Origin of the sequence: Nocardiopsis sp. LDBS1602, from assembly GCF_035818715.1 — a bacterium.
Taxonomy (GTDB): domain Bacteria; phylum Actinomycetota; class Actinomycetes; order Streptosporangiales; family Streptosporangiaceae; genus Nocardiopsis; species Nocardiopsis alba.
Genome location: NZ_JAYLVW010000001.1, coordinates 1,570,467 through 1,591,834, shown reverse-complemented (window position 1 = coordinate 1,591,834; position 21,368 = coordinate 1,570,467). Strand labels below are relative to the sequence as shown.

Annotated in this window: 19 protein-coding genes and 1 pseudogene; 9 read left to right on the top strand and 11 right to left on the bottom strand. The window is 68.5% G+C overall.

The annotated features are described in order from the left end of the window. Positions 1 to 216: 216 nt before the first annotated feature. A complete protein-coding gene (locus tag U9J66_RS07260; RefSeq protein WP_326337346.1) occupies positions 217 to 984 on the bottom strand; it encodes a glycerophosphodiester phosphodiesterase in 768 nt (255 codons plus the stop codon). A 233-nt stretch (positions 985 to 1,217) separates the two neighbouring features. Between U9J66_RS07260 and U9J66_RS07255 the strand changes: the two genes are divergently transcribed. Continuing rightward, positions 1,218 to 1,988, top strand: a complete 771-nt coding sequence (locus U9J66_RS07255) for a DeoR/GlpR family DNA-binding transcription regulator (RefSeq protein ID WP_014911725.1) — start codon at positions 1,218 to 1,220, stop codon at positions 1,986 to 1,988. A 48-nt stretch (positions 1,989 to 2,036) separates the two neighbouring features. Here U9J66_RS07255 and U9J66_RS07250 read toward each other — a convergent pair whose 3' ends face one another. Both U9J66_RS07250 and U9J66_RS07245 read right to left on the bottom strand, forming a co-directional pair. After that, positions 2,037 to 2,495: a VOC family protein gene (locus U9J66_RS07250; protein WP_014908590.1), complete on the bottom strand. Its 459-nt coding sequence runs from the start codon at positions 2,493 to 2,495 to the stop codon at positions 2,037 to 2,039. A gap of 71 nt (positions 2,496 to 2,566) precedes the next feature. Then, positions 2,567 to 3,826 (bottom strand): MFS transporter, encoded by a 1,260-nt coding sequence (locus tag U9J66_RS07245; RefSeq protein WP_326337345.1) that lies wholly within the window; start codon positions 3,824 to 3,826, stop codon positions 2,567 to 2,569. Positions 3,827 to 3,959: 133 nt separating this feature from the next. Between U9J66_RS07245 and U9J66_RS07240 the strand changes: the two genes are divergently transcribed. Next, entirely contained in the window at positions 3,960 to 4,652 is a 693-nt protein-coding gene (locus tag U9J66_RS07240; protein ID WP_014908346.1) for an HD domain-containing protein, read from the top strand. 18 nt (positions 4,653 to 4,670) lie between these two features. On the opposite strand, the pseudogene U9J66_RS07235 reads toward U9J66_RS07240, so the two are convergent. Both U9J66_RS07235 and U9J66_RS07230 read right to left on the bottom strand, forming a co-directional pair. Then, positions 4,671 to 4,925, bottom strand: a pseudogene (locus tag U9J66_RS07235) (DUF4031 domain-containing protein); the annotation flags it as partial. Beyond that, entirely contained in the window at positions 4,925 to 5,389 is a 465-nt protein-coding gene (locus U9J66_RS07230; protein WP_014912898.1) for an Lrp/AsnC family transcriptional regulator, read from the bottom strand. The pseudogene U9J66_RS07235 and the gene U9J66_RS07230, both read right to left, overlap by 1 nt. A 206-nt stretch (positions 5,390 to 5,595) precedes the next feature. On the opposite strand from U9J66_RS07230, the gene U9J66_RS07225 reads away from it, so the two are divergent. From U9J66_RS07225 to U9J66_RS07195, 7 genes are all read left to right on the top strand, one after another. After that, positions 5,596 to 6,507: a tryptophan 2,3-dioxygenase gene (locus U9J66_RS07225; protein WP_017534142.1), complete on the top strand. Its 912-nt coding sequence runs from the start codon at positions 5,596 to 5,598 to the stop codon at positions 6,505 to 6,507. Between the two features lie 55 nt (positions 6,508 to 6,562). Beyond that, on the top strand, positions 6,563 to 7,801 hold the full coding sequence (kynU, locus tag U9J66_RS07220) for a kynureninase (protein WP_326337344.1): 1,239 nt from the start codon (positions 6,563 to 6,565) through the stop codon (positions 7,799 to 7,801). 696 nt (positions 7,802 to 8,497) lie between these two features. After that, positions 8,498 to 9,451 (top strand): hypothetical protein, encoded by a 954-nt coding sequence (locus tag U9J66_RS07215; RefSeq protein ID WP_041561901.1) that lies wholly within the window; start codon positions 8,498 to 8,500, stop codon positions 9,449 to 9,451. Positions 9,452 to 9,682: 231 nt separating this feature from the next. After that, positions 9,683 to 10,786 carry a serine hydrolase domain-containing protein gene (locus U9J66_RS07210; protein WP_326337343.1) on the top strand — a complete coding sequence of 368 codons (1,104 nt, stop codon included), beginning with the start codon at positions 9,683 to 9,685 and terminating at the stop codon, positions 10,784 to 10,786. A gap of 452 nt (positions 10,787 to 11,238) precedes the next feature. Then, positions 11,239 to 11,679 (top strand): Lrp/AsnC family transcriptional regulator, encoded by a 441-nt coding sequence (locus U9J66_RS07205; RefSeq protein WP_326337342.1) that lies wholly within the window; start codon positions 11,239 to 11,241, stop codon positions 11,677 to 11,679. A 71-nt stretch (positions 11,680 to 11,750) separates the two neighbouring features. Next, positions 11,751 to 12,539 (top strand): PhzF family phenazine biosynthesis protein, encoded by a 789-nt coding sequence (locus U9J66_RS07200; protein ID WP_326337341.1) that lies wholly within the window; start codon positions 11,751 to 11,753, stop codon positions 12,537 to 12,539. 17 nt (positions 12,540 to 12,556) lie between these two features. Then, positions 12,557 to 12,979, top strand: a complete 423-nt coding sequence (locus tag U9J66_RS07195) for a hypothetical protein (RefSeq protein ID WP_014913359.1) — start codon at positions 12,557 to 12,559, stop codon at positions 12,977 to 12,979. 402 nt (positions 12,980 to 13,381) lie between these two features. On the opposite strand, the gene cas6e is transcribed toward U9J66_RS07195, so the two are convergent. From cas6e to cas3, 6 genes are read right to left on the bottom strand one after another with little or no spacing between them, the layout of a single operon-like run. Continuing rightward, entirely contained in the window at positions 13,382 to 14,083 is a 702-nt protein-coding gene (cas6e, locus tag U9J66_RS07190) for a type I-E CRISPR-associated protein Cas6/Cse3/CasE (RefSeq protein WP_326337340.1), read from the bottom strand. Further along, the gene (gene cas5e, locus U9J66_RS07185) at positions 14,083 to 14,937 is read right to left on the bottom strand and encodes a type I-E CRISPR-associated protein Cas5/CasD (protein ID WP_326337339.1); all 855 of its coding nucleotides are present in this window, start codon (positions 14,935 to 14,937) and stop codon (positions 14,083 to 14,085) included. Before cas5e ends, cas6e begins: the two co-directional genes overlap by 1 nt. Next, positions 14,930 to 16,123, bottom strand: a complete 1,194-nt coding sequence (gene cas7e, locus U9J66_RS07180; protein ID WP_326337338.1) for a type I-E CRISPR-associated protein Cas7/Cse4/CasC — start codon at positions 16,121 to 16,123, stop codon at positions 14,930 to 14,932. Before cas7e ends, cas5e begins: the two co-directional genes overlap by 8 nt. Then, complete coding sequence (gene casB, locus U9J66_RS07175; RefSeq protein WP_161111517.1) at positions 16,123 to 16,797, bottom strand: type I-E CRISPR-associated protein Cse2/CasB; 675 nt, start codon at positions 16,795 to 16,797, stop codon at positions 16,123 to 16,125. Before casB ends, cas7e begins: the two co-directional genes overlap by 1 nt. Next, complete coding sequence (casA, locus tag U9J66_RS07170) at positions 16,797 to 18,488, bottom strand: type I-E CRISPR-associated protein Cse1/CasA (protein WP_161111518.1); 1,692 nt, start codon at positions 18,486 to 18,488, stop codon at positions 16,797 to 16,799. The genes casB and casA overlap by 1 nt, the downstream gene beginning before the upstream one ends. Continuing rightward, positions 18,485 to 21,235: a CRISPR-associated helicase Cas3' gene (gene cas3, locus U9J66_RS07165; RefSeq protein ID WP_326337337.1), complete on the bottom strand. Its 2,751-nt coding sequence runs from the start codon at positions 21,233 to 21,235 to the stop codon at positions 18,485 to 18,487. The genes casA and cas3 overlap by 4 nt, the downstream gene beginning before the upstream one ends. Positions 21,236 to 21,368: the final 133 nt, after the last annotated feature.

Here is a 21,368-nt window from a genome sequence, read left to right as displayed (position 1 = left end):
TCATCGGTCGTTGTGCGCCGTTGAAGTGAGGGACGTCAAGGATATCGACAAGGCTTCGAAAAAAGCGTGGAACGACGGAGATCGATGAAGAATGCCGAGAGCACGAGGTGGGTGACGTCGGTGTTCCACATGAACCGCTTCATGTGTCCTTTCCAGGGCCGGGTCGAGGGCCCTTGCCTCCCCGTCCCGCCACCGCCACACGGGCCCTGCGGTGCGTCAGTCTGGCCCTGCGACCCCTGGAGCCGCCTGGGGTACCGGGCCCGAGACCGGGTCTCCATGAGAGGAGGGGCCCTGGGCGCGTCCGGAGGTCAACGACACCAGATCGTCGACGCGTTCGGTGGCTATGGCGTCGACGCCCATTCCGATGAGACGGGCCATCTCCGGGAATTCATTCACGGTCCAGGCGACGACACGATATCCGAAACGATGCATTTCCCCGACCGTTTCCCGGTCCAGCAGCGTGTAATGCTTTCCCAGAAAAGTCGGCCGTAGAGAACGGGCCAGATCCTCGGGGGGAGGCCCGGGTTGGTCCCAGGAGAGCATCATCGGGGTGGCCGGACGGCGCGCGCGCAAGGCCTGGAGCGCCTCCACCGGGCCGGTGAACAACGCCTGATCGACGAAGCCGTGTTCGCGCAGGACCGTGTCGGCGGCCAGGGCGGCCTCGGGCGAGGCGGCGTCGACCATCAGGGGGGTGGTCTCCCGACCGAGGAACTCGGCCAGGACCTCCATCAGGGTCGGCACACGACGTTCGACGTTCTCACGTGCGCCGGCCAGTTCGGCCAGGGTCAGATCACCGATCCGTCGGGGTTCGGAACCCGGGAGGGCCACGACACGTTCGTCCACCAGGACGGGATAACCGTCCGAGGTCAGGTGGACGTCGATCTTGATCAGGTCGACCCCGGCACGTAGGGCCGACCGCAGTGCCGGGAGCGTGTTACCCGGGAAGCGCGCGGTGTCTCCGCGTAGTGCGATGGACAACGTCATGCGATCCAGGGTGGCAAAGATCGGCGCCGCACGTGGTGCAAACAGGAAAAACGCCCACCAAGGCCTACCCTGACGGCGGTGGGGACGTCACGACGGCCGTGGGACACGCCTCGATTGCGAGCGGTCTCACGTCGCGTGGGAATCGTCTCGACCGCTGCGAACTGGGAAACTTTGTTATCGGGTGCCGTGATCGCACGGCGCCCCCAGACAGGCCCCCGAGCGTGAGGCGAACCATGATTCCGGATCAGCGACGCGAGCACATCCTCAAGCTTCTCCAAGAGCGCCATGTGCTGAGTATCAACGAGCTCACGTCGATGCTGTCCGTGTCCCACATGACGGTGCGCCGTGACATCCAGGCCCTGGAGAACGACGGCAAGGTCCTGTCGGTGACCGGAGGGGTACGGCTGGCCGCCAGGTTGAAGAGCGAGCCCTCCTACCTGGCCAAGGCCCAGCTGGAGGTGCCGGCCAAGAGGGCCATCGCCCGCGCCGCCGCCGAGCTGGTCCGGGAGAACTTCACCATCTACCTGGACGCGGGGACGACCACGCTACAGATGGTGCCGCTGCTGACCGACAAGGTCGGGCTGACCGTCATCACCAGCGACTTCAACGTCGTCGGACACCTGATGGAGTACCCGGGGATCGAACTGATCCACACCGGTGGCGTGGTCTCGCACTCGGACCACTCCTCGGTGGGTCAGTTCACCGCCGACTTCCTGCGTCAGGTCAACGTCGACCTGGCCTTCATCGCGAGCAGCTCCTGGGACGCCGAACGCGGTTCCACGACCCCGTCGGAGGCCAAGGTGATCGCCAAGCAGGAGCTGCTGCGCATCGCCTCCAAGAGCGTCCTGGTGGTGGACAGCACCAAGTACGGCAAGTTCGGGACCTTCCGGGTGGCACGGCTGGAGGAGTTCGACCTGATCGTCACCGACGACCGTCTTCCCCGTTCCGCCCTGGACGAGCTGGCCGAGCGCGACGTGCGTCTCAAGATCGTCGACGGCGACTGAGGAAGGGGGCGGGTCCCCGGCCCGTCGTCCGGGGACCGAAGGAGAGGATCAGTCCTCTCCCGTGTCGGGGTCGGCCGGGGCGAACAGGGCCAACGCGGTGCCGTCGGGGTCACGGAAGACGAGGGTGGAGCCCTCCTCGCCGTGCGATACCGGCTCGTGCTCCACGTCCAGCCGGGTGAAGCGGTCCTCCCAGGCCTCCAACTGGCCCAGGTTGTCCACGGCCAGGGTGAGCCGGTCCAGCCCGCAACGGCGGTGGTCGAACCGCCCCTTGAAGTTGTCGGGGTACTGGACCAGGTCGATGAGCACGCCACAGGGATGGCTGAAGCCGGTGCGCAGAACGCCGTGCCGGTACTCCCGCCGTTCGGGACGGAACCCGAGCACGAAACGGTAGAAGCGGGCGCTCACCTCGTGATCGCGTACGGAGAGGGTCACGCGTCCCATGCCGGCCAGCGGCGGGACGGCGGAATCGGAGCGGAGGCGGGCACCCGGTGCCAGCGCCTTGAACATCTCAAGCACGGCTCCCGAGGCTAGACCAGCCCGACCGTTCTCGCGCTCTTCCTTAACGGGTCGTTAACGCCTCATCCGGCCGAGACCCCGGTGTCCTTCGTCACGGGGACCTCCGATGCCTTCGGAACGCGCTCGTACCAGCGGCCGCGCATCACCAGGACCGTCACGACCAGGGAGATCGCCCCGCCCACGGTGGCCAGACCGAACGCCCCCTGATGGCCGTGGAGATCGGCGAGGGAACCGGCGATCATGGAGCCCAACGCCTGCCCCAGGATCAGGCAGCTCAGCACGATGGCCATGGACTGCGAGAGTCGGCTGGGCGGAGCGGCCCGTTCGATCAGACCGAACAGGCTCACGATGTGCGGACCGATCGCGATGCCCAACACGAAGATCGTCACCGCGAGACCGACGGGGCCGTGATCAAGGTAGAGGGGGAGGGTGAGCAGCGCCAGCCCGCCGGCCGCCACCCTGACCCGCGCGGTCAGGGTGAAGCCCACGGGCAACGAGGCCATCATGAGACCGGCCACGGCGCTGCTGGACCCCATCACCGCGTACATCAACCCCGACAGGTCGCCGTGTCCGGCGTTGTCGGCGAAGGCGGTCACCCCGGTCGACATCCCGCCGAAGAACAGGCCCTGACAGAACATGGGCACGGTCAGGATCAACAGCGCGGGGCGGGCGATCCGCCCCTCGGAGCCGCGTTCGGGGACGCTTCCGGCGGGGGCGGTGGGGTGCAGGGCGAACACGGAGCCGAAGACCCCGAGCAGCACCGCGGCCCCGAGCACGCTCGCGGTCGGGGAGAGGGTGAGGGTGAGGACGCCGACCAGGGCCGGGCCCAGCACGAAGGAGGCCTCGTCGAGGACCCCCTCGACGGACATGGCGGCCGAGACCGAACGCTCGCGCTCCACACCGCGTTCGGGCCCTCGACGGATCAGTACCACCCAGCGGGTCCGGGCCATCGGGCCGACCTGGGGCATGCACAGGCCACCGACCACGGCCAGGACGATCAGGAGGGGGAGCGGGGCGTCCACGGCCACGGCGGCCACGAGCAGGGCGATCAGCGCGGCGTCGACGAGAGCGGTCACCAGGACGGGGAGGCGTTGACCGTGACGGTCGGCGAAACGGGCGATGATCGGCCCGCCCACCGCCTCACCGAGCGCGAACGCACCCGAGACCAGGCCGGCCGCGGCCACGCTGCCGGTCGTGACGGTGACGAGGGTGAGGAGCCCGATCAGGGTCATCGAGATGGGCAGTCGGGCCAGGAAGGTGGCGAGGAGCAACGGCCAACCGGCGATCCGGTTCATCCGCCGCAGGGTCTGCACTGGTGACATCCGACCTCGTCCTGTGTCTCTCGCCCTCGGCCACAAACCATCCCATGATAGGCCTATCGGTCAGGTCGCCCTCGGGGTGGAACGGTCCCCGTCCTCGGAGTTCACCGAGGACGGGAGGGGGAATACCGGCCTCATGGTGAGCTTCGAAGAGCGACCGAACCGTTTCCACCCTCGGCACGAGGAGGACGCGATCCTCCTCTCGGCGGCCTGGGCCCGTCTGGCGGGCGGGGGCTTCGAGGCCAGGGTGGTGGGCCGGGAGCTCCTCGACCGTTGGAGCGAACCGCATCGTCGCTATCACACGCTCTCCCACCTGTGGGACACCCTGCGCGCCGTGGACATCCTCCAGGAGGAGGCGTCCGACGTCGACGCGGTGCGTTACGCGCTCTGGTTCCACGACGCCGTCTACGAGGGACACCCCGGGGAGGACGAGGAACAGAGCGCGTGGCTGGCCGAACGCCTGCTCGACCCACTGGGGGTGGGGCCCGCCATGATCTCCGAGGTGGTGCGCCTGGTCCTGCTCACCAAGGACCACCGGCCCGAGGAGGGGGACCGCGACGGAGGCGTCGTGTGCGACGCGGACCTGGCGGTGCTGGGGAGCGCACGGGACGAGTACCTGGCCTACGTCACCGCGATCCGGGCCGAGTACCGGGAGATCCCGGAGAGGGAGTTCCGCTGTGGGCGGCTGGCCGTCCTGCGCTCACTGCTGGAGCGGCCGAGCCTCTTCAACACCGAATTCGGACGGGAACGGTGGGAGCCCCGGGCCAGGGCCAACATCTCCGCCGAGGTGGACCGGCTCTCCGGTAGGAGGACGGGAGGCCTCTGGTGACCTGGACCGACCGGGGTGCTTGGGCCTGCGCAGACCGGCGGCCCGTAGCCGGGTGACCAGTTCGCGTCCGCCGACATGCTCGGCCCCCAGCTCCAGGGCCCTGGGGTGCAGCTCTTCGGGGATGTCGTAGTGGTCGCGTTCGAAGGCCCGTTCGGGTACGCCGAGTCGGCGGGCGAAGGCGTGCAGTTCCTCGAAGGAGTCGTCGCTGACCAGGTGGGCGAACAGGCGTCCGCCGGGACCGGGCCAGACCGGGGTGTCGACCAGGACGCCCATCACGCCTCCGTCGCGGTCACCGGGCGCCAGGGCACCGGGGTGGACAGGATCATGGTGCTGGAGGGGCGACCGTGCTCCGCCAACCGGTCGATGACCTCCTCGAAGTGCTCCATGGAGCGGACCGCGATGAGCAGGACGCAGCAGGCGTCTCCGGTGACCCGGTGGACCTGGAGGATCTCGGGCAGTTCCAGGGAGGAGCGCTCGCGCAACAGGCAGTGCGCCCCGAAGCACTCCATGCGGACCAGGGCGGTCACCGGCAGGCCCGCGGCGGCCGGGTCGACGTGCGCGTGATAGCCGGTGATCACCCCGCGGTCGGTGAGGCGGCGTACCCGGTCGGCCACGGCGGGGGCCGAGAGGTTGACCCTGCGGGAGAGCTCGTTGAAGGACAGGCGCCCGTCCCGTTGGAGCTCTCCGAGGATCCGCCGGTCGACGCCGTCCAGGGGGATCGGCGGTCGTGAGGTCATGGTTCACGTTCCCAAGGTCGACGTCTTGTTCTCGTTATGAATGTAAAGCCGCAGGGGGTCCTCGCGGGCCGATGGCCCTTCCTTGTGTCGGGAATATATTCGATTATGTGGATTCACGTTCACGGCGTCCGTGCAGAGGGGATCCTTCGAGGGCGACGTGATACGTGCGATCGACGAAGTCACGCAGTACACGAGGGGTAGTGACCATGTTCTCCACCACCACCGCCGGGCAGTGTCCCTACGCACCCGCGGAGAGCGGTGCCGAGGACGCCGCGGCGGCCAGGGCCCACAAGGCCGAGGAGAACCGGGGCCGACCGACCCTGGCCTTCGAACGCAAGACCCCCTACGCCGACTACATCGGCGTCGACACGCTGCTCGACCTTCAGCGGACCCGTACCGACGAGCCCTTCGAGTCCACCTTCATCATCACCACACAGGTGATGGAGCTGCTCTTCTCCCTGGTCCAGGGGCACTGGGAGGCCGCGCGCGACGCGCTGGAGGCCGACGACGTCCCCGGGGCGATCGCCCGACTGCGCAGCTCCTGCAACGCCCAGGACGTCCTCAACGCCTCCTGGGGGCTGCTCTCCGACATGACGCCCACCGGCTTCAACCGGTTCCGCGACTCCTTCGGCGAGGCCTCCGGGTTCCAGTCCTACGGCTATCGCAGGCTGGAGTTCCTCCTCGGCAACAAGTCCGCCGCGATGATCCGCCCGCACAAGGCGATGGGCGACGTGGCCGCGGAACTGACCGGGCTGCTGGAGCGTCCCGGACTCTACGACGCCGCGCTGCGCCTGCTGGACCGGCGAGGCCTTCCCGTCCCCGCCGAGGCGGTGGAGCGGGACTGGACCCAGGCCTATGAACCCTCCGAAGGGGTCGAGCGCGCCTGGGCGGAGGTCTACGCCGACGACCGTCCGGGCAACGAACTGCTCCTGCTGGCCGAGACCCTGGTGGACGTCGCCGAACGGGTGACCCGATGGCGCCACACGCACCTGATGGCGGTCAAGCGCACCATGGGGGCCAAGCCGGGCAGCGGCGGTTCCAACGGCCTCACCTGGCTGGCCCGCAACGCCGAGCAGGACGTCTTCCCCGAGCTGTGGTCCCTGCGCAGTACGGTCTGAGCGGCATCACCCGAACCCACCCCGGCCCCGAGCCCCGTGTAGGAAGCAGGACCCGATGACACCCACCACCCGTGAGGAGTGCGTCGAGCTGGACGCGGCCGACCCCCTCGCCCCCCTTCGCGAGGAGTTCGTCCTCCCCGAGGGGGTGATCTACCTGGACGGGAACTCCCTGGGGGCGTTGCCGCGCTCCACCCCCGGTCGGGTCGCCGACATGATCGAACGCGAATGGGGCCGGGACCTCATCCGCAGTTGGAACGACGCCGGCTGGTGGGACAAGCCGCGCACCCTGGGCGCCAAGGTCGCGCCCCTGGTGGGGGCCGATCCGGACGAGGTGATCGTCGGCGACGGCACCTCCGCCAACCTGTTCAAGGCCCTGGTGGCCGCCGTCCGTCTGTCCGGACGTTCGGTCGTGCTCGGGGAGGCGGGCAACTTCCCCACCGACCTCTACGTCACCGAGGGCGCGGTCTCCCTGCTGGGCGCCGAGCAGCGCCGGGTCGACCCGGACGGCCCCGGTCTGGCCGAGGAGCTGGCGCGCGGGGACGTGGCCGCCCTGCTCCTCAGCCACGTCGACTACCGCAGCGGCGTGCTCCGCGACATGGCGGGCATCACCCGCCTGGCCCACGAGCACGGCGCCCTGGTGATCTGGGACCTGTGCCACAGCGTCGGGGCGGTCCCCATCGACCTGTCGGGTCTCGAAGTGGACTTCGCCGTGGGGTGCACCTACAAGTACCTCAACGGAGGTCCCGGAGCCCCGTCGTTCCTGTACGCGGCCCGCCGGCACCACGCCGTCGCCGAGCAGCCGCTCAGCGGGTGGCACGGACACGCCCGTCCGTTCGACTTCACCCCCGACTACGAGCCCTCTCCCGGGGTCTCCCGCTTCCTGAGCGGCTCCCAGCCCCTGGTGGCGGACGCGGCCCTGGAGGCGGGGCTGGACGTGTGGGCCAAGGCCGACATGGACCGGGTCCGCGCCAAGAGCCTGGCCATGACCGACCTGTTCCTGGCCCGCGCGGCCTCGGTGGGGCTGTCCTCCATCACCCCCGCCGAGCACGAGCGGCGCGGAAGCCAGGTGGCCCTGCTCCAGCCCGAGGAGGGAGCCGGATATCCGATCGTGCAGGCGTTGATCGAGCGCGGGGTGATCGGCGACTTCCGGGCCCCCGACGTCATGCGCTTCGGTTTCACCCCGCTCTACCTGCGCTACGTGGACGTCTTCGACGCGGCGACCGCGCTGGTGGAGGTCGTGGAATCGGGGGAGTGGCGGGCCGAGCGCTTCAACCGCAGGTCACAGGTGACCTGACCGACATTCGACCCTCCGGTGGGGCAACCTACCGGGGGGTTCTTTGCGTTCGGAGGGGTTCGCGCTCTCGGGGCTGACCCGGAGCAATACCACGTTGGCGTGGCCTTTGCCGCTTGTGCGTCCCCCGGTTCGATGTCCGAACAGCCCCGCTTTCAGGGCGTATCAGTGAACACACCCCTGTTGAGCAGGCATTGTTCGCCTTCGAGGGGCATGTTCAGGTTTATGACGCGCGCCACGCCTGGAGCCTTCTCCGGTCGCCCTTTCACGTCGAGAACCCCTGTGTGCCAGGGGTTCTCGCGTTTTTCGGGGCGTGTCCGATCGCTTCCCGAAAGTGGCGGTCAAGACACGGTGTGTCATTTTACCCGCGATCCTTCGGCACTTTGCCAAGGCGTGGGTTAGTGTCCTTCGTGACCGGTTCGTTATGGATCTTTAATGAGCCGGTGCCGAGCCCTTGACCGGCCGAGGCCGGAAGGGGAAGTGAGACCTCTTCTCTCGCTCGGGGACGAGCCGCGCGAATCCACGCGCCAGCTGTCCGGCGGAGCCGATCCGGCCCCCCGTTCCCGCCCGCGGTCCGCCACAGGCGACGCGGAACACCTCATGACCTGATCGACCCCGAGCGCAGTCCTGTGCGCCGGTGCGCCTCGACACGTCATGTCCCGGTCTCCTCGGCCCTGTCGTCAACCTGGCTGATACCACATGAGCAACGACACTCCGATCCAGCACGGCGAAGTCACCGCTACCTACTTCTGGGACGACGCTTCCGGAATCAACGGTGACACGGGCATGCCCGCAGGTGGCGAGCCCATGCAGAAGGGGCTGTTCTCCAGCCCCAGCTGGCCGCTGGGTACCGAGGGCTTCATCGTCTACGAGGGCGAGGAGTACGAATTCTTCATCGGGGACCGCGGTCCCGGGGTCCCCTCCCACGACTGTGACGTCCTTCTCGACATCGACGGCAAGACCTTCGCCGACATGATGGGCGAGTCCTGGGACAGCACCAACTACGTCGTCACGGGTGGCAACGGCCACGCCGAGGTCGAGTACTACATCACCAAGTGGGGCGACGGCGCCGGCAAGGAGGGCGCTCCGCACCCCTTCGAGCAGCCCGAGAACAAGTGCGAGGACGCGGTCTCCCCGATGCCCGCCGAGTACAAGGGCGAGGACGAGAAGTCCGAGAAGAAGGACGACTCCAAGAAGGAGGAGTCCAAGAAGGACGAGGAGTCCAAGAAGGACGAGTCCAAGGAGGAGACCTCCAAGGACGGCTCCGACGAGCAGCAGGCTCAGGACGAGCAGCAGGACCAGGACGGTGCCCCCGTCGCGGGTGAGGACGAGGGTCAGAGCGGCACCGGCGTCACCGCCGAGACCGCCACGAACGACCTGTCCGGCACCGGCCTGATGGGCGCCGAGGGTGCTCCCTCCGCCTCGGCTCTGCTGGCCCTGGCCATCATCCCGGCCGTCATCATCGCTCTGGTCTTCGCCTGGACCCGGCGTCCCGCCGGTGTCCACGCCGGGGCCGACGACGACAGCGGCAAGGGCCTGATGGCCGAGAGTTCCGGTCGTCACGGCGTCTCCTCGCTGCTCGACCTCGTGCGCGAGGGCGGCAACAACGTCTCCGAGATGATCAACCGTCTGCGCAACGGCGGCAACAAGTAGATCAGGACCACCCCTGGACCACTCGGGGCCTCCGTGAAGGAGAGCCCGAACGGCCAGGTTCCCCTCCCTCGGGAGGGGCCAGGGCTCCCCGTCACGGGTGGGCCGGAGTGGAAAGACGAAGGGCCGCGGTCGGATGACCGCGGCCCTTCGGCGTGCCCGACCTTTGCCTCATATACCCCTTGGGGGTATTTTTCGTTCTCGTTCGTACACCAGGACGGAGAGGACGGGTCGATGAGCGTACGAGGAGAGGCCGAAGCCGGCTACGAGGGCCTGAGGGAGGTGCTCCAGGGGTTCGTCGACGACGGACGGGAGACCGGCGCCGGACTCTCGGTCCGGCGAGGAGGACGCGAGGTCGTCCGGCTCTCCGCCGGGTGGGCCGACACGGGGCGGCGACGTCCCTGGCGTGACGACACCCTCGTCCAGACCTACTCGGTGTCCAAACCGTTCGCCGCCCTGGCGGCCCTGGTCGCGGTACGTGACGGTGCCCTCGACCTCGACACACCGATCTCCCGTCACTGGAAGGGCTACGAGCGGCACGGCAAGGGGGCGACCACCCTGAGACACGTGCTCACGCACCGCTCTGGACTGCCCCGTTTCCCGGAATCGGCGGCGACCCTCGACCCTCTCGACGAGCGCGGACTCCTCACGTCACTGGCCGAGGCCGAACCCGAGTACGCCCCCGGCACCCGGACGGGGGAGCAGGCCCTCACCCACGGGCACCTCATCGACGGGATCCTGCGCGGCGCCACCGGGTCCACCCTCGGTGAGATCTTCGATGAGCGGGTACGGCCCGCCCTCGACCTGGACGCCCGATTCGGCGTCTCCGAGAACGAACTGGACCGGGTCGCCGACCTGGAGTACGCCCACCCCGACTGGGCGAGGGATCTGCCCGCCGCGGCCTGGCTCTCCACTCCGCGGGGGAGCCTGGACCCGGACCGCTCCAACTCCGCGATTCGGCGCCGGTCGGTCTTCGGAGGGATCGGCCTGCACGCCACCGCCTCGGCGCTCTCCGGTCTCCTGTCCCGGATCACCGACCCTGAAGGGCCCGTCCGCGCGTTGCTGGGCACCGAACTCCACGAGGAGTACCTCGCGCCGCAGGCGACCGGGCACGACGACGTCTTCGGTGTCGAACTCACCTGGACCCTCGGTTTCCTCCGTGATCCGGACAAGATCGCCAAGGGCGGGATCGGCGGCTCCGCCGTGTGGTGGTCCACCCGTCACGGACACTCCTGCGCCTACCTGACGCGGCGGCTCGACGACCACTCCCGGGCCGCCGAGGTGGCCCGTGCTCTCGGCGACGACCTGTCCCTCAGGCCCATGGACACCGTGTCCTGAGAGGGGGTTCGTGGGCGGGCCGCCGGTCGCCGTTGACCTCGACGGCCCACCCGCACCACGGGCGGGGCGGTGAGGACCGCCCGCCCGCTCCCGCGTCGAGGGCCGATGAGAAGGCGTCCGGACCCGCGTGACTTCCGGCGGCGCCATTGCCGCCCGCGTGGTCCGGGACCCTCCACGGTCCCGACACGGTGGAGTTCGACGAGCACGACCCGCCCGGGACGGTGGACGAACGACGTCCGCGGCCATGGCCGTTCCGCCCCGACGAGCGCGTCGATCCCGGAGCGGGAACCGACGGAGTTCGCCCATCGATGTGCTTCATGTCTTGAATATGAAGTGAATCACCCCATATTGTCGATGCCTCCACGCCGATGCTGGACGAACTGCTCGGTAGGACCCGCCCCCTCGCAGAACATCCGATCCGTCCACCACCGGGACGGTATGAGGTAAGACACATGGCCGAGAAGCTGGACGACACCGACCGCCGGATCATCGCCCTCCTTCGCGACGACGGCCGTATGTCGATCCGCGCCGTCGCCGAACGCGCGCACATCTCCCGCGCCAACGCCTACTCCCGCCTCGAACGCCTCCGCGGTGACGGGGTCATCCGAGGCTTCACCGCGGTCATCGACCCGGAGAAGTACGGCACCGCGCTGTCCGCGTACGTCTCGGTGAGCATCGAACAGCACTCGTGGGAGAGGTTCCGCGAGTACCTGAGAGACATCCCCGAGGTCGACCACGCCGCCCTGGTCTCCGGCGACGTCGATCTGCTCCTCCTGGTCCGGGTCACCGACGCCGCGGCCCTGCGCACCTTCGTCCTCGAACGTCTCCAACGACTGCCCGAGGTCAAGAGCACCCGCACCATGTTCATCCTGGACGAGCCGCCCCTGAGGTAGTCGCCGGCGGATGGGGTTCCTCACCCGGGCCGGCGCGGCACGCTCCCCGGCAGGCTCGGCAGAATGAACCCATGCCCGAATACCGCGTCGTCGACGCCTTCACCGAACGCCCACTGGCCGGCAATCCGGCCGCCGTCCTGGTCCTGTCGGACGAGTATCCCGACGTCTGGGCCCAGGGCGTCGCGGCGGAGTTCAACCTCTCCGAGACCGCCTTCGCCCGCCGGATCGACTCCGACGAGGCCGACTACGAACTGCGCTGGTTCACCCCGGTCGCCGAGATCGACCTGTGCGGACACGCCACCCTGGCCACCGCGCACGCCCTCACGCAGCTGGAGGTCGAGGGGCCGTACCGCTTCAGCACGCGCAGCGGGATCCTCACGGTCGAACGCCGCGACGGACGGTTGTGGATGGACTTCCCGGCCCGTCCGGCCGCGGAGGTGGAGGCCCCCGAGGGCCTGACCGAGGCCCTGGGCGCGACCCCGGGGTGGACCGGGATCGGCGGCAACAACGACCTCCTGGTCGAGCTCGCCGACGAGGACACCGTCCGCTCCCTCACGCCGAACCTCGGCCTGATCGAGGCGCTGCCCTCGCGCGGCGTCATCGTCACCGCGCGGGGCTCCGGAGAGTACGACTTCGTCTCGCGGTTCTTCGCGCCGAAGATGGGGGTCCCCGAGGACCCGGTCACCGGGGCCGCGCACACCGTCCTGGCCCCCTACTGGGCCGAGCGGCTCGGCCGCACCGCGTTCCGGGCGCACCAGGCGTCCAAGCGTGGGGGCGACCTGGAACTGCGGCTGACCGGTGAACGCGTCCTCATCGGCGGACACGCGGTCACCGTCGCCACCGGCGAGCTGGACCTTTGAGAGCAGGAGGAGGAAGCATGGAGCAGTGGAGGACCAGGGAAGAGGTCGTCGCCGGACTGAACCGGATGGAGGAGGCGCACACCGGTTGGCGACGACCGGTCGCCTTCGCGATCGGCGAGCTCCGTGATGGCGAGACCGTCTTCACCCTGACCAACGTCAACGAACGCCTGCTGTCGAGCATCGCCCTGGCGCGTGCCTGCGGCCACGTCTCGGGCACCGCCACCTACACGCTGGACGCCGAGACGATGGCGGAGGCCGTCGCCCTCCTGTCCCCGGCGGCCGCCTGCACCGATATGGACCACCCCAACCACCGTCACTGGACGGAGTTGGCCGAGCGGCTCGACCGGGACGGCGGACGGGCCGTGGCGGTGTTCGTCCAGGACCTCGACGACGCCCCCGTCGACGACCACGACCGGGCCTTCCGGGCGACCATCGCCTGAGAACCGCCGTGGCCGGCGGGTTTCCGTGATCGCGGAATCCCGGTTTCCCCCTCACGGAGGGCCCGGATCCGATAGGAATGAGGACGTCGGCATCCCCCACCCCCTCCGGGGCGGTGCCGAAACGGTCGTACCGGGGCCCTCCTGACCCGTGTACGACCTTGGCCGGCGATCCTGGTTCCTCCAGAGCCGAGTGGTCGCCCGTGGCCGGAGCGGGGTGTCCCCATGCCGCTCCGGCCACCCGCCGGCCCGCGGCGGGGTGGGTCCTCGGGTCGAAGCCGTGCGGATGGACACGCGAAGTCCGGTGGGGCCGGGATGCCCACCGGACCGCCCCGAGACCCACCCCCGATGCGTGGTCACGAATCGAAGGCCCGGTGGGCCCGGAAACCCGGGCCCACCGAACGCTCATCGTGCCAGCGTGAACAGCCCGCATCCGTAGCCGCGGGCCCGGCCCACCCCGTGGGTCAGCGTCCGCCGGAACAGGTCGACGTCGGTCACGCGCAGACGCCCCTCGAAGGTGACGGTCTGAAGGACCACCTGGCGTTTGGCCCCCTTTTTGCTGAATCGCAGGCGCCGGGAGTCCCGGGTCTCCACAGCCCAGGCCGGACCGCCCTCCGGGGGCTGGACCTTGCCGAGGGGGATCTCGAACCCCCACCGTTCGGCGCGTCCCACGAACCACTCGGTCCGCGCCGCCGCGCCCGCCAACGGCACGACCCGCCCTCGGCCTCGCAGCCCCTCCGCGTCGGGCTCACCGGCCTTGGTCTTGACCGGGTTGACGGTGGCGCGGAAGACGTACTCCTGTCCCGCGACCAACCGGGCGAGAAGATGCTCCATCGAACGGGTCTCGAACGGCGGCTCGGCCCGCGGCCATCCGTACTCGTCGGTGATGTGCTCGAACGAGGGCTTGTTCGGGGAGGACACCCACAACACCGGGCGGCGCCAGTCGTCGATGTCCAACCGCCACAGGACCCGAGGCCCATCGCTCGCCCCGGTCGGCGGATCCTGCGGGAACGACGCCAGAACGGCGGCGTGCAACCGCTGAGGGCTTCCGATGAACAGGGTGGTGCCCTGCCGACGGGGGTTGAGGAAGATACGGCTGAGGTACATCACGAGCCCCCTTCGTCGAGCAGCGCCATCGAGCCGTCCCCCGAGAAGGAGAAGGGGGGATCGTCGACCGGTTCGGCCTCCGCTTCCGCCTCCAGCACGATCCCGGGAGTGGGAACGCTGTCGTGCCGCACCGGACGATCCGCGAACGAACGTCGGAACGCCGGACTCGGTAGGGGAAGGTCGGGAAGGAGTTCCTCCCCGTCCGGGGAGTCCAGCACGACGGGGAGAGTGCTGGGAGCGCTCGGCCACCGGTACTCGACCCCCTGTTCCTCCGCTCGCCTCCTCGCGGCGCGTTCCCACCCTGTCTCCCCCTGCCAGGGGATCTGCTCCAACACCTCGACCATGTCGGTATCCCGGTAGCGGTCCAGTAGAACCCGGCGATCCGGGGGACAGGAACGGCGCCCGAGGAACAACGGATAGCGAGGGCGGAGGAGCGCCTCCTCGATCTGGTCCAGCAGCTCCACCTGTTCCGAACCCCCTGCCTCCAGCACCGCGACGAACACCGCGTCCTGGAGATAAGCACGGCGCGAGACCTTGCCCTCGCCCGCCGGGAGCCGCCCGCCACTCGAGGTCGGCAACCGTTGTTCCTTGGGCTTCAGCGGGCCGTGCGAGGCGGCCGAGATCGTGTGGAAATCGATCAACAGGGTTCCCGGACGGTCCACCCGCACCCCGAAACCCAGTCCGGCCGGCTCGGTGAGCCTCTCCGAGCCTCGGGGGATTCCCAGAGCCGCTGCGCACAGCCCCACCACACCGGATTTGGTGGGGTGGGTGAGAGTGCCGCGGGTGGTGTGCCGGGAGTGCCCGCCCCACGATTGGAGCGGGCCGCTCAGCCGCAGCGCCAACACCTCAGGCATCGCCGCCGCCGATCAACCTGTGGATCTCGGCCCGGACGTCGTCCAGGGCCTTCTTCAACGGGGTGGACTCCGGGAGCCGGAATCGCTCGGCCCCGCGGATCTCCGCGACGCTCTCGGCGACCCAGGCGGGGTAGACGGCCCTGTGGGAACGGGGCGAGGTCTCGTAGCACTCGTCCTGGTCGGCCTGATGCCGGACCAGACGGTGCACCGACTCGCCGAGGTGGCCCTCTTCACCGAAGACCGGCCGCTCGAACGCCGCCGCCAGACTCACCGGCTGGTCCTCGCGCAGACAGATCAGGGAGAAGTCCGGACGGGTGTTGTTGGCGAAGGTGTTGCGCTTGCCGGTGGGCATGCTCACCAGGAAGGACCGCACGAACGCCACCGCCACGTCGCAGGCGGCGTCGATGTCCCCACCGAGGTTCTCCACCAACGAGTGCAGGTCCACGGTGGCGTATCGGTACATGGTGGCGGCGTTGAATTCGACCGTGCCGATCATGCCCGCGCCGGTCTCGTCGGACTCGTTGTCCACGTCGTCCACGGCGGTGTAGTAGTCGAACTCGGAGTCCACTCGGTGTGTGGAGAGCGCGTGCGCCACCTGGGTGGCGGCGTCCACGTTGAGGGCCGGGTCGGTGGCCACCATGCGGCCGAACAGCGCGACCGCCGGCGGGTGCCCGGTCGCGACCGTGCTCCGGAGGTCCATCTCCTTGAACACGGCGGTGAGTTTCTTCGAGGAGTCCTTACCGCTGTCGGCGGCCTCAGCCAGCGCCGTTTCGTTCTCGACCAGAGCGTCGATGAGCCGATCACGCTGGTCGTTGCCGAGGAAGAGCAGGTATTCGGTGGCCAGTCGTTCCCGTTCGGTGTCCTTCTCCTTCTTGGCCTTGGACTTGACCCCGAACACGTTCGCGACGGCCGCCTGCGCGACCTCCGAAGCCCGGTCGGCCAGGGCCGGGGAGCGCTCGGCCAGGGCGGCGGCGATCTGCTCGGGAAGACGCTTGGTGCGCTCGGAAGGGCGGATGGAGTCGGAGTCGGCCTCCAGGGCCTTACGCGCGGCCCGCTTCCACGCCTGGGAGGAGACCCGCAGTCGCCGGACGCCTCCGTACACGGCGGTCTTGGGGCTGCCGTTCTCGTCGCGGTTGATGTTGGCGGGGGGAACCGCCTGGATCGCGTGGATGTCCAGGAAGGCCATCAGTGCTCCTCACCGGTGGTGTCGGGGTTGTCGTTCCGTGTGTTCACAGGGGTGTAGAAGTCCATGGCCCACTGGTTCGCGGCCTTCCCGCGCCAGTGCCTGGACCAGGTGTGGATGTCACGTGCCAGCCGTACGTAGTCGAGGGGGATCGACTCCTTACGGAGCAGGGAGACGACATGGCGCAGGTGGCCGACCAACTCGGGGACCGAGTGGGAGGTCGTGGCGGACTCCATGAGCCGGACGACGCCCTTGTTGTCGTTGTGCTTCCAGGGGTCGGACATCCCCTCGGGTGCCCTGCGCACGCACAGGTCGCGCATCGCGTGGCCGATCGAGGTCCCCCGAGGACGCAGGTCGTTGTCGCCGTTGTGCATGGTGGTGGCGACCGACTGCTGGTGCACCGCATAGAGGGTCAGAGCGTGGAATACGGCCGCTTGTACCTCACCACGGGCGTCGGGGCGGTCCTGAAGGACCTCGGCGACCTCCATGCTCAGGAACGGGCTCTCCTCGTGGTCTCGGCCCACCCCCTTGCGCCAACGCGAGAGTGTCGCCGGGGTCCCGTGGGCCATGTCCCGGCCGTCCCACAGACCGGACAGGAGTCGGGCCAACCTCCGGTTCTCGGGGGCGCTCGGTTCGAAGGGTCGGGGGGGTCCGGTGGACGTGGTCTCGGTGGTCATCACACCTCCTTGACCGGCAGGTGCTTGCGCAGCCTGCCATTGAAGGACTTCTGGGCGGTCACCAGGTTCACGCTGATGATCTCTCCCTTCTTCGTCTTCTCTTTGCGGTTACGAATGCGCAGCGCGCCGGGTCCGGTGCGGGAGATGAGATCGTTCGCCAGCCTTCGGGCTCGTCGCCGGGCCAAGGCGTGCCACTCCCCCTGGTACTCCTCCGCCCGGTCCGGGTCGGTGGTCCCACTGATCCAGGTGCGGAAGGGTTGGTCGAGGTCGGCGAAGAACTGCCGGGTGACACGGTCGCGAGCCTGCTGCTCCGTCCCTGGGTCGCCTCCTTCGGCGAAGGCGAGATCGGCGGCGAGATGCCCCAGTGCCCGCCCGGCCTCCTCGGTGTCGGCGACGCACTTGACCACGCGCTTTCCCAGATCTCGGGCCTTTCTTTCCTCCAGGTCTCGGGTCTCTCCTCCGAGCAGAAGCACCAGGGGTAGAGGGAGGGAATCGAAGTAGGTGTCGTCGATGATCGCGTTCTGGAGCCCATAGCTCATGCCGTACGCACGGAGCTGGATGACCGGGAGTTTTCTGCCCCGTGTGAAGTGTTGCGCCAAGCGGTGGAGCACTTGGGGCTTGAGCGAGTCGTCCCGGTCCAGATAGTCGTCCCAGCCCAGAAGGCCGCCCAACCCTCGCCACAGCTCCTGACCCGGGGTGTGGCGTTTGGGACGGTGAGACGAGACAGGGCCGACGGAGGCCTCCTTGCCCGTCTTCGGCCTGTTCTTCAGCCAGGCGGTGTGCGGCTCCCTGATCTGGGGTCTGATCATGGGTTCGACCCGGTCACCTGCACAGACGATCGCCTGGCGCACGACCACCCCGCCATCGCCGTCGTCTTCGGGTATCAACCTGACTCGACGGCCGACCCAGGTGTAGCGGTCCAGGAGTCCAGCAGGGGCGCGTGTGTCCCACTCGGCGGAGAGCGGGCCCCTTTCCCATACCGGCTGATCCCCTTCCGAGGTCAACTCCCGGTCCAAGACCAGAAGGTTGAACAGAAGGGTCTCCTTCAGCGTTCTCCCGGCCGGAACGAGCACGCCCATGCCCCCGAGAGGGCCGGTGTGGTTGCCGGTGGTCTTGCCCTTGTTCGACCTGGGATCCTCCGCGGCTCCGGTCTTGATCCCCGCCGTATCCCAGGCGTGGACGTGCAACAACCAACGCGCGGCCTGGGCCGGGGTCAACGGGGTGGGGGAGTCGTCCCGGTGCGAGGAGAAGAGCGGGACGTTGTTCCCTGAGGCTGCGTCCGGGATCAGGAGTGCCGCGGTCTTGTCCTGGGAGGTCGTCAGGCGACTCTTCGGCACTTGAAGGAACGGGCGCTCCCGATCGAAGAGGCCGAAGACGTTCCTCCAGCTGTCTGCGTAGAGGTCGATCTTGTCACCGGGAAGGTCTTCACGCTCGTGGAGCGTTTTCCACTGTCCCGCGCTCCAAGGGAAGGTGGACGGAGCGGAGTTCTTATCGGCCAGGGCACGGTGCAGGAGCGCCACCAACATGCGAAGGATCGGCGGGTACTGGGTGGGAACGTCGACGATCAGGTCGCGGATCTCGTGCGCTTGTGTCAGGACGTACCTGAGCGAACCGGTTCCGGCGGTGCCCCGGGTGGTGATGTAGGGCAGCCAGGGATCGTCCATGAGATTGAAGTCGTCCGGATCGTTCACTGCTGCGGTTTCCAACCTGTCTCTGGGGAGTAGGTGTACGTCTTTCCGCCCTGCCGACCGGACGACGTGGCGTCCAACAGAAGGACACGGAGCCTCTTGGCCCAAGGGGCTCGCTCCCAGGCCTTCGGACAGACGGGCAGGGTCTTGTCCAACTGCCAGAGGGGGAGCCGGATCGCCTGGTCACCGAGATGGGAGATCAGTTTCTTCGGGGGAGTGCGGTCGAGGGGGATGGTGACGGGGCTCTCCTCCTCTCCCTCCTTCACCACACGGGAGACCGTGACCGCCTGAGCGTCGCTGGTACGACGTAGCAGGATCACCTCGACGCTGTCCGCACCGTGACGGACGGGCAGCATGTGCGCAGCCTCCTCCTCATCCTCGGAGACCCGGTGGTCGTTACCGAAGGGATGGATGCCCGAGAGCGCCGGTTGCTCCGGGTCGCCCTCCGCGATCAGAACGGAATGAGCGTGGGCCTCCAGTCGGGACCGGTGCCGTTCACAGTCCTTACGGGCGTCGGTCATGACCTCCTGCCAACTCCGTGGGCCGATCTCGGTGTCTCCATAGACCAGCTCGATCAGATGGGGAACGTCCTCGGGGACGTTGACGGAGGGCCGCTGCTCGGGGTGGGTCAACGCCGCGAGCGTGCGGTACAGCAGGTGGTGGTCGTAGGGGCGCCTGGTCCGGCCGAGCAGTCGGGGTGGACCGTCGTCGCCTCGGTGGTAGCCGGTGATGATGAGGGTCGGCGTGGTCAGCGTGCCACGCTCTCCCTCTTCCCGCTCGTGACGGTGACAGCGTCCCGCGCGTTGCAGCAACAGGTCGATCGGGGCCAGGTCGGAGACGACCAGATCGAAGTCCACGTCCAGGGACTGCTCGGCGACCTGGGTGGCGACGACGATGCTGTGGGTGGGCCGCTTCCGCTTCTCCTCGGGCGGACCGTAGCGGTCCATGAGTTCCCGGTCGATGCGTTCCCGATCCCGGGCGGTGAATCGGGCGTGCGCGAGCCGGATCTCGAAGTCGGGGAACTGTGCGCGCAGCTTGTCATAGGTGTCCTGAGCCCTCTGGACGGTGTTGCGCAGGACCAGGACGTTGGCCTTGGGACTGCCCCTGAGCCGCTCTCCGAGAATCCCTTCGAGATCCCCGTCCTCGGCCTCGGGCGAGAACTCCAGACGGATGTTCGAGCCACGCCGCGTCTCGGCCGATCGGGAGAGTAGGGCGGGCTCGGTACCGTCACCCTCCTTCCAGGCCAGGCGCTGATCCATGGTCGGCGCCTCGACCCAGGTGACGCGTGGGTAGCCGCTTCCTTCGAGCGTGAGGTTCGGGGCACCGGAGTAGGCGTTCAGGAGCTCTCGCCTCTGCTTCGGTGGCAGCGTCGCCGAGAGGAGGACGACGGGGACGCCGTGCCAACCCAGCCAGTGCAGTGTGCGGTGCAGGATCTCCGACATATAGGTGTCGTAGGCGTGGACCTCGTCGATGACCACGACCTTGTTGGCCAGGCCTAGGTGGCGAAGCTGGAGGTAGCGCGCCGCCACACCGGCGAACAGCAGTTGGTCGATGGTGCCGACCGCGACCGGGTTGAGCAGGGCCTTCTTCGACCCGCGCATCCATGAGGAGGCGGTCAGCGAGTCACAACCGCCGTCGGCGACCGCTCCCGAGGGCAGCTCTGTGAACTCCTTCTTCAACCGGGCCTTGCCGTGGACCAGGGAGACGGTCGGCTTGAGCGGCTGGGATTCCTCCCACTTCTTCAGAAGCCGGTCGAAGATGCTGTTGCTCGTGGCCTGGGTCGGAAGGGCGAAGAACAGGCCGTTGAACCCGAATCGCCCCGCGAGGATCTCGGCGGCCGCCAACGCGGCCTCCGTCTTTCCCTCCCCGGTGGGCGCCTCGATCACCATCAACCCGGGGTTCGCGGCGGCCCGGGCGATCTCGTCGACCAGGGTCTGGGTGCCGTGCGGTTCCTCGATTCCGAAGCGGCGCCGATAGAGGTCATGAGCGCTGTCCCCGGGCTCGGGGAACCAGACCCGGTTCAGCTCCGTGATCTCCTGAAAACGGTCCCGGGCCGTCTGTTCGGAGATCTTCCGATAGAGGCTCTCCTCGGGTTTCGTCTCGGACGAGTCGTACCCGAAGTACCCGCTGTTGCTGGCCAGCCAGTCGGCCATGACCACGGCCCCGGCGAAGGACAGCTGGGCACCCATGTTCGGTATGTGGTCCCGTAGTCGGTCCAGGTCCACCCCGCAGTATTCGGTGATCGAGTCGAACAGGAATCGTCGCGCCTGTCGGTAGGCCTCGCCGCCCACCGTCCTGCGCTCCGGGTCGTGGGTGCCGGAGCCGCTGGGGAAGGTGCCGTGATGTCCGCCGAGGACGTCGGCGATCCATAGCGCGACCTCGAATGGCCAGCCTTCTTCCTGTTCGAGGATCTCCATGGTCATGTACGCGCTCAGACGAGCATGGGGAAACCCTTCCTCGCACTCTGCGGTGTGCGGTACCACCGCGTGGACCCGTTGGTAGTGGTGGGGGCTCAACTTCTGGTGGACGGGGGAGGCCTTGCCCAGGTCGTGGAGTCCGGCCAACCACATGTACAGGGCCCTGCCGATCCCGGGTGGGCCGAGGGCCGTTCTCATCGCGGTGGAGAGATAGCGGTCCCAGATCTGCCCGGCCACGTTGGCCGAGTCGATCATGTGGAACAGCAAGGGGTGCCAGGCATCGTCGGGCATGTCCCGGTCGACCTCGCCGGTCTTGCCCCACAGGACGGTCACGAGTGGAGGGACGAATGCGCGAGAGGGGGTCTCGATCATGACCCCAGGTCTATCGTGCCCCTATGACAATCCGTGGCCACGCGACCGTTTTCGGTCACTATCTGTGAAAAGTGAACTTTGGGTTCGCCGATGG

Excerpts from the sequence above, each read along its gene's own strand:
- casB (WP_161111517.1), bottom strand. The coding sequence starts at position 16,797 with ATGACCACCGAGACCACGTCCACCGGACCCCCCCGACCCTTCGAACCG.
- kynU (WP_326337344.1), top strand. The coding sequence starts at position 6,563 with ATGACACCCACCACCCGTGAGGAGTGCGTCGAGCTGGACGCGGCCGAC.
- cas5e (WP_326337339.1), bottom strand. The coding sequence starts at position 14,937 with ATGCCTGAGGTGTTGGCGCTGCGGCTGAGCGGCCCGCTCCAATCGTGG.
- U9J66_RS07215 (WP_041561901.1), top strand. The coding sequence starts at position 8,498 with ATGAGCAACGACACTCCGATCCAGCACGGCGAAGTCACCGCTACCTAC.
- U9J66_RS07205 (WP_326337342.1), top strand. The coding sequence starts at position 11,239 with ATGGCCGAGAAGCTGGACGACACCGACCGCCGGATCATCGCCCTCCTT.
- U9J66_RS07225 (WP_017534142.1), top strand. The coding sequence starts at position 5,596 with ATGTTCTCCACCACCACCGCCGGGCAGTGTCCCTACGCACCCGCGGAG.
- U9J66_RS07250 (WP_014908590.1), bottom strand. The coding sequence starts at position 2,495 with ATGTTCAAGGCGCTGGCACCGGGTGCCCGCCTCCGCTCCGATTCCGCC.
- cas6e (WP_326337340.1), bottom strand. The coding sequence starts at position 14,083 with ATGTACCTCAGCCGTATCTTCCTCAACCCCCGTCGGCAGGGCACCACC.
- U9J66_RS07230 (WP_014912898.1), bottom strand. The coding sequence starts at position 5,389 with ATGACCTCACGACCGCCGATCCCCCTGGACGGCGTCGACCGGCGGATC.
- U9J66_RS07200 (WP_326337341.1), top strand. The coding sequence starts at position 11,751 with ATGCCCGAATACCGCGTCGTCGACGCCTTCACCGAACGCCCACTGGCC.
- U9J66_RS07195 (WP_014913359.1), top strand. The coding sequence starts at position 12,557 with ATGGAGCAGTGGAGGACCAGGGAAGAGGTCGTCGCCGGACTGAACCGG.
- cas7e (WP_326337338.1), bottom strand. The coding sequence starts at position 16,123 with ATGGCCTTCCTGGACATCCACGCGATCCAGGCGGTTCCCCCCGCCAAC.
- U9J66_RS07260 (WP_326337346.1), bottom strand. The coding sequence starts at position 984 with ATGACGTTGTCCATCGCACTACGCGGAGACACCGCGCGCTTCCCGGGT.
- U9J66_RS07245 (WP_326337345.1), bottom strand. The coding sequence starts at position 3,826 with ATGTCACCAGTGCAGACCCTGCGGCGGATGAACCGGATCGCCGGTTGG.
- U9J66_RS07255 (WP_014911725.1), top strand. The coding sequence starts at position 1,218 with ATGATTCCGGATCAGCGACGCGAGCACATCCTCAAGCTTCTCCAAGAG.
- U9J66_RS07210 (WP_326337343.1), top strand. The coding sequence starts at position 9,683 with ATGAGCGTACGAGGAGAGGCCGAAGCCGGCTACGAGGGCCTGAGGGAG.
- U9J66_RS07240 (WP_014908346.1), top strand. The coding sequence starts at position 3,960 with ATGGTGAGCTTCGAAGAGCGACCGAACCGTTTCCACCCTCGGCACGAG.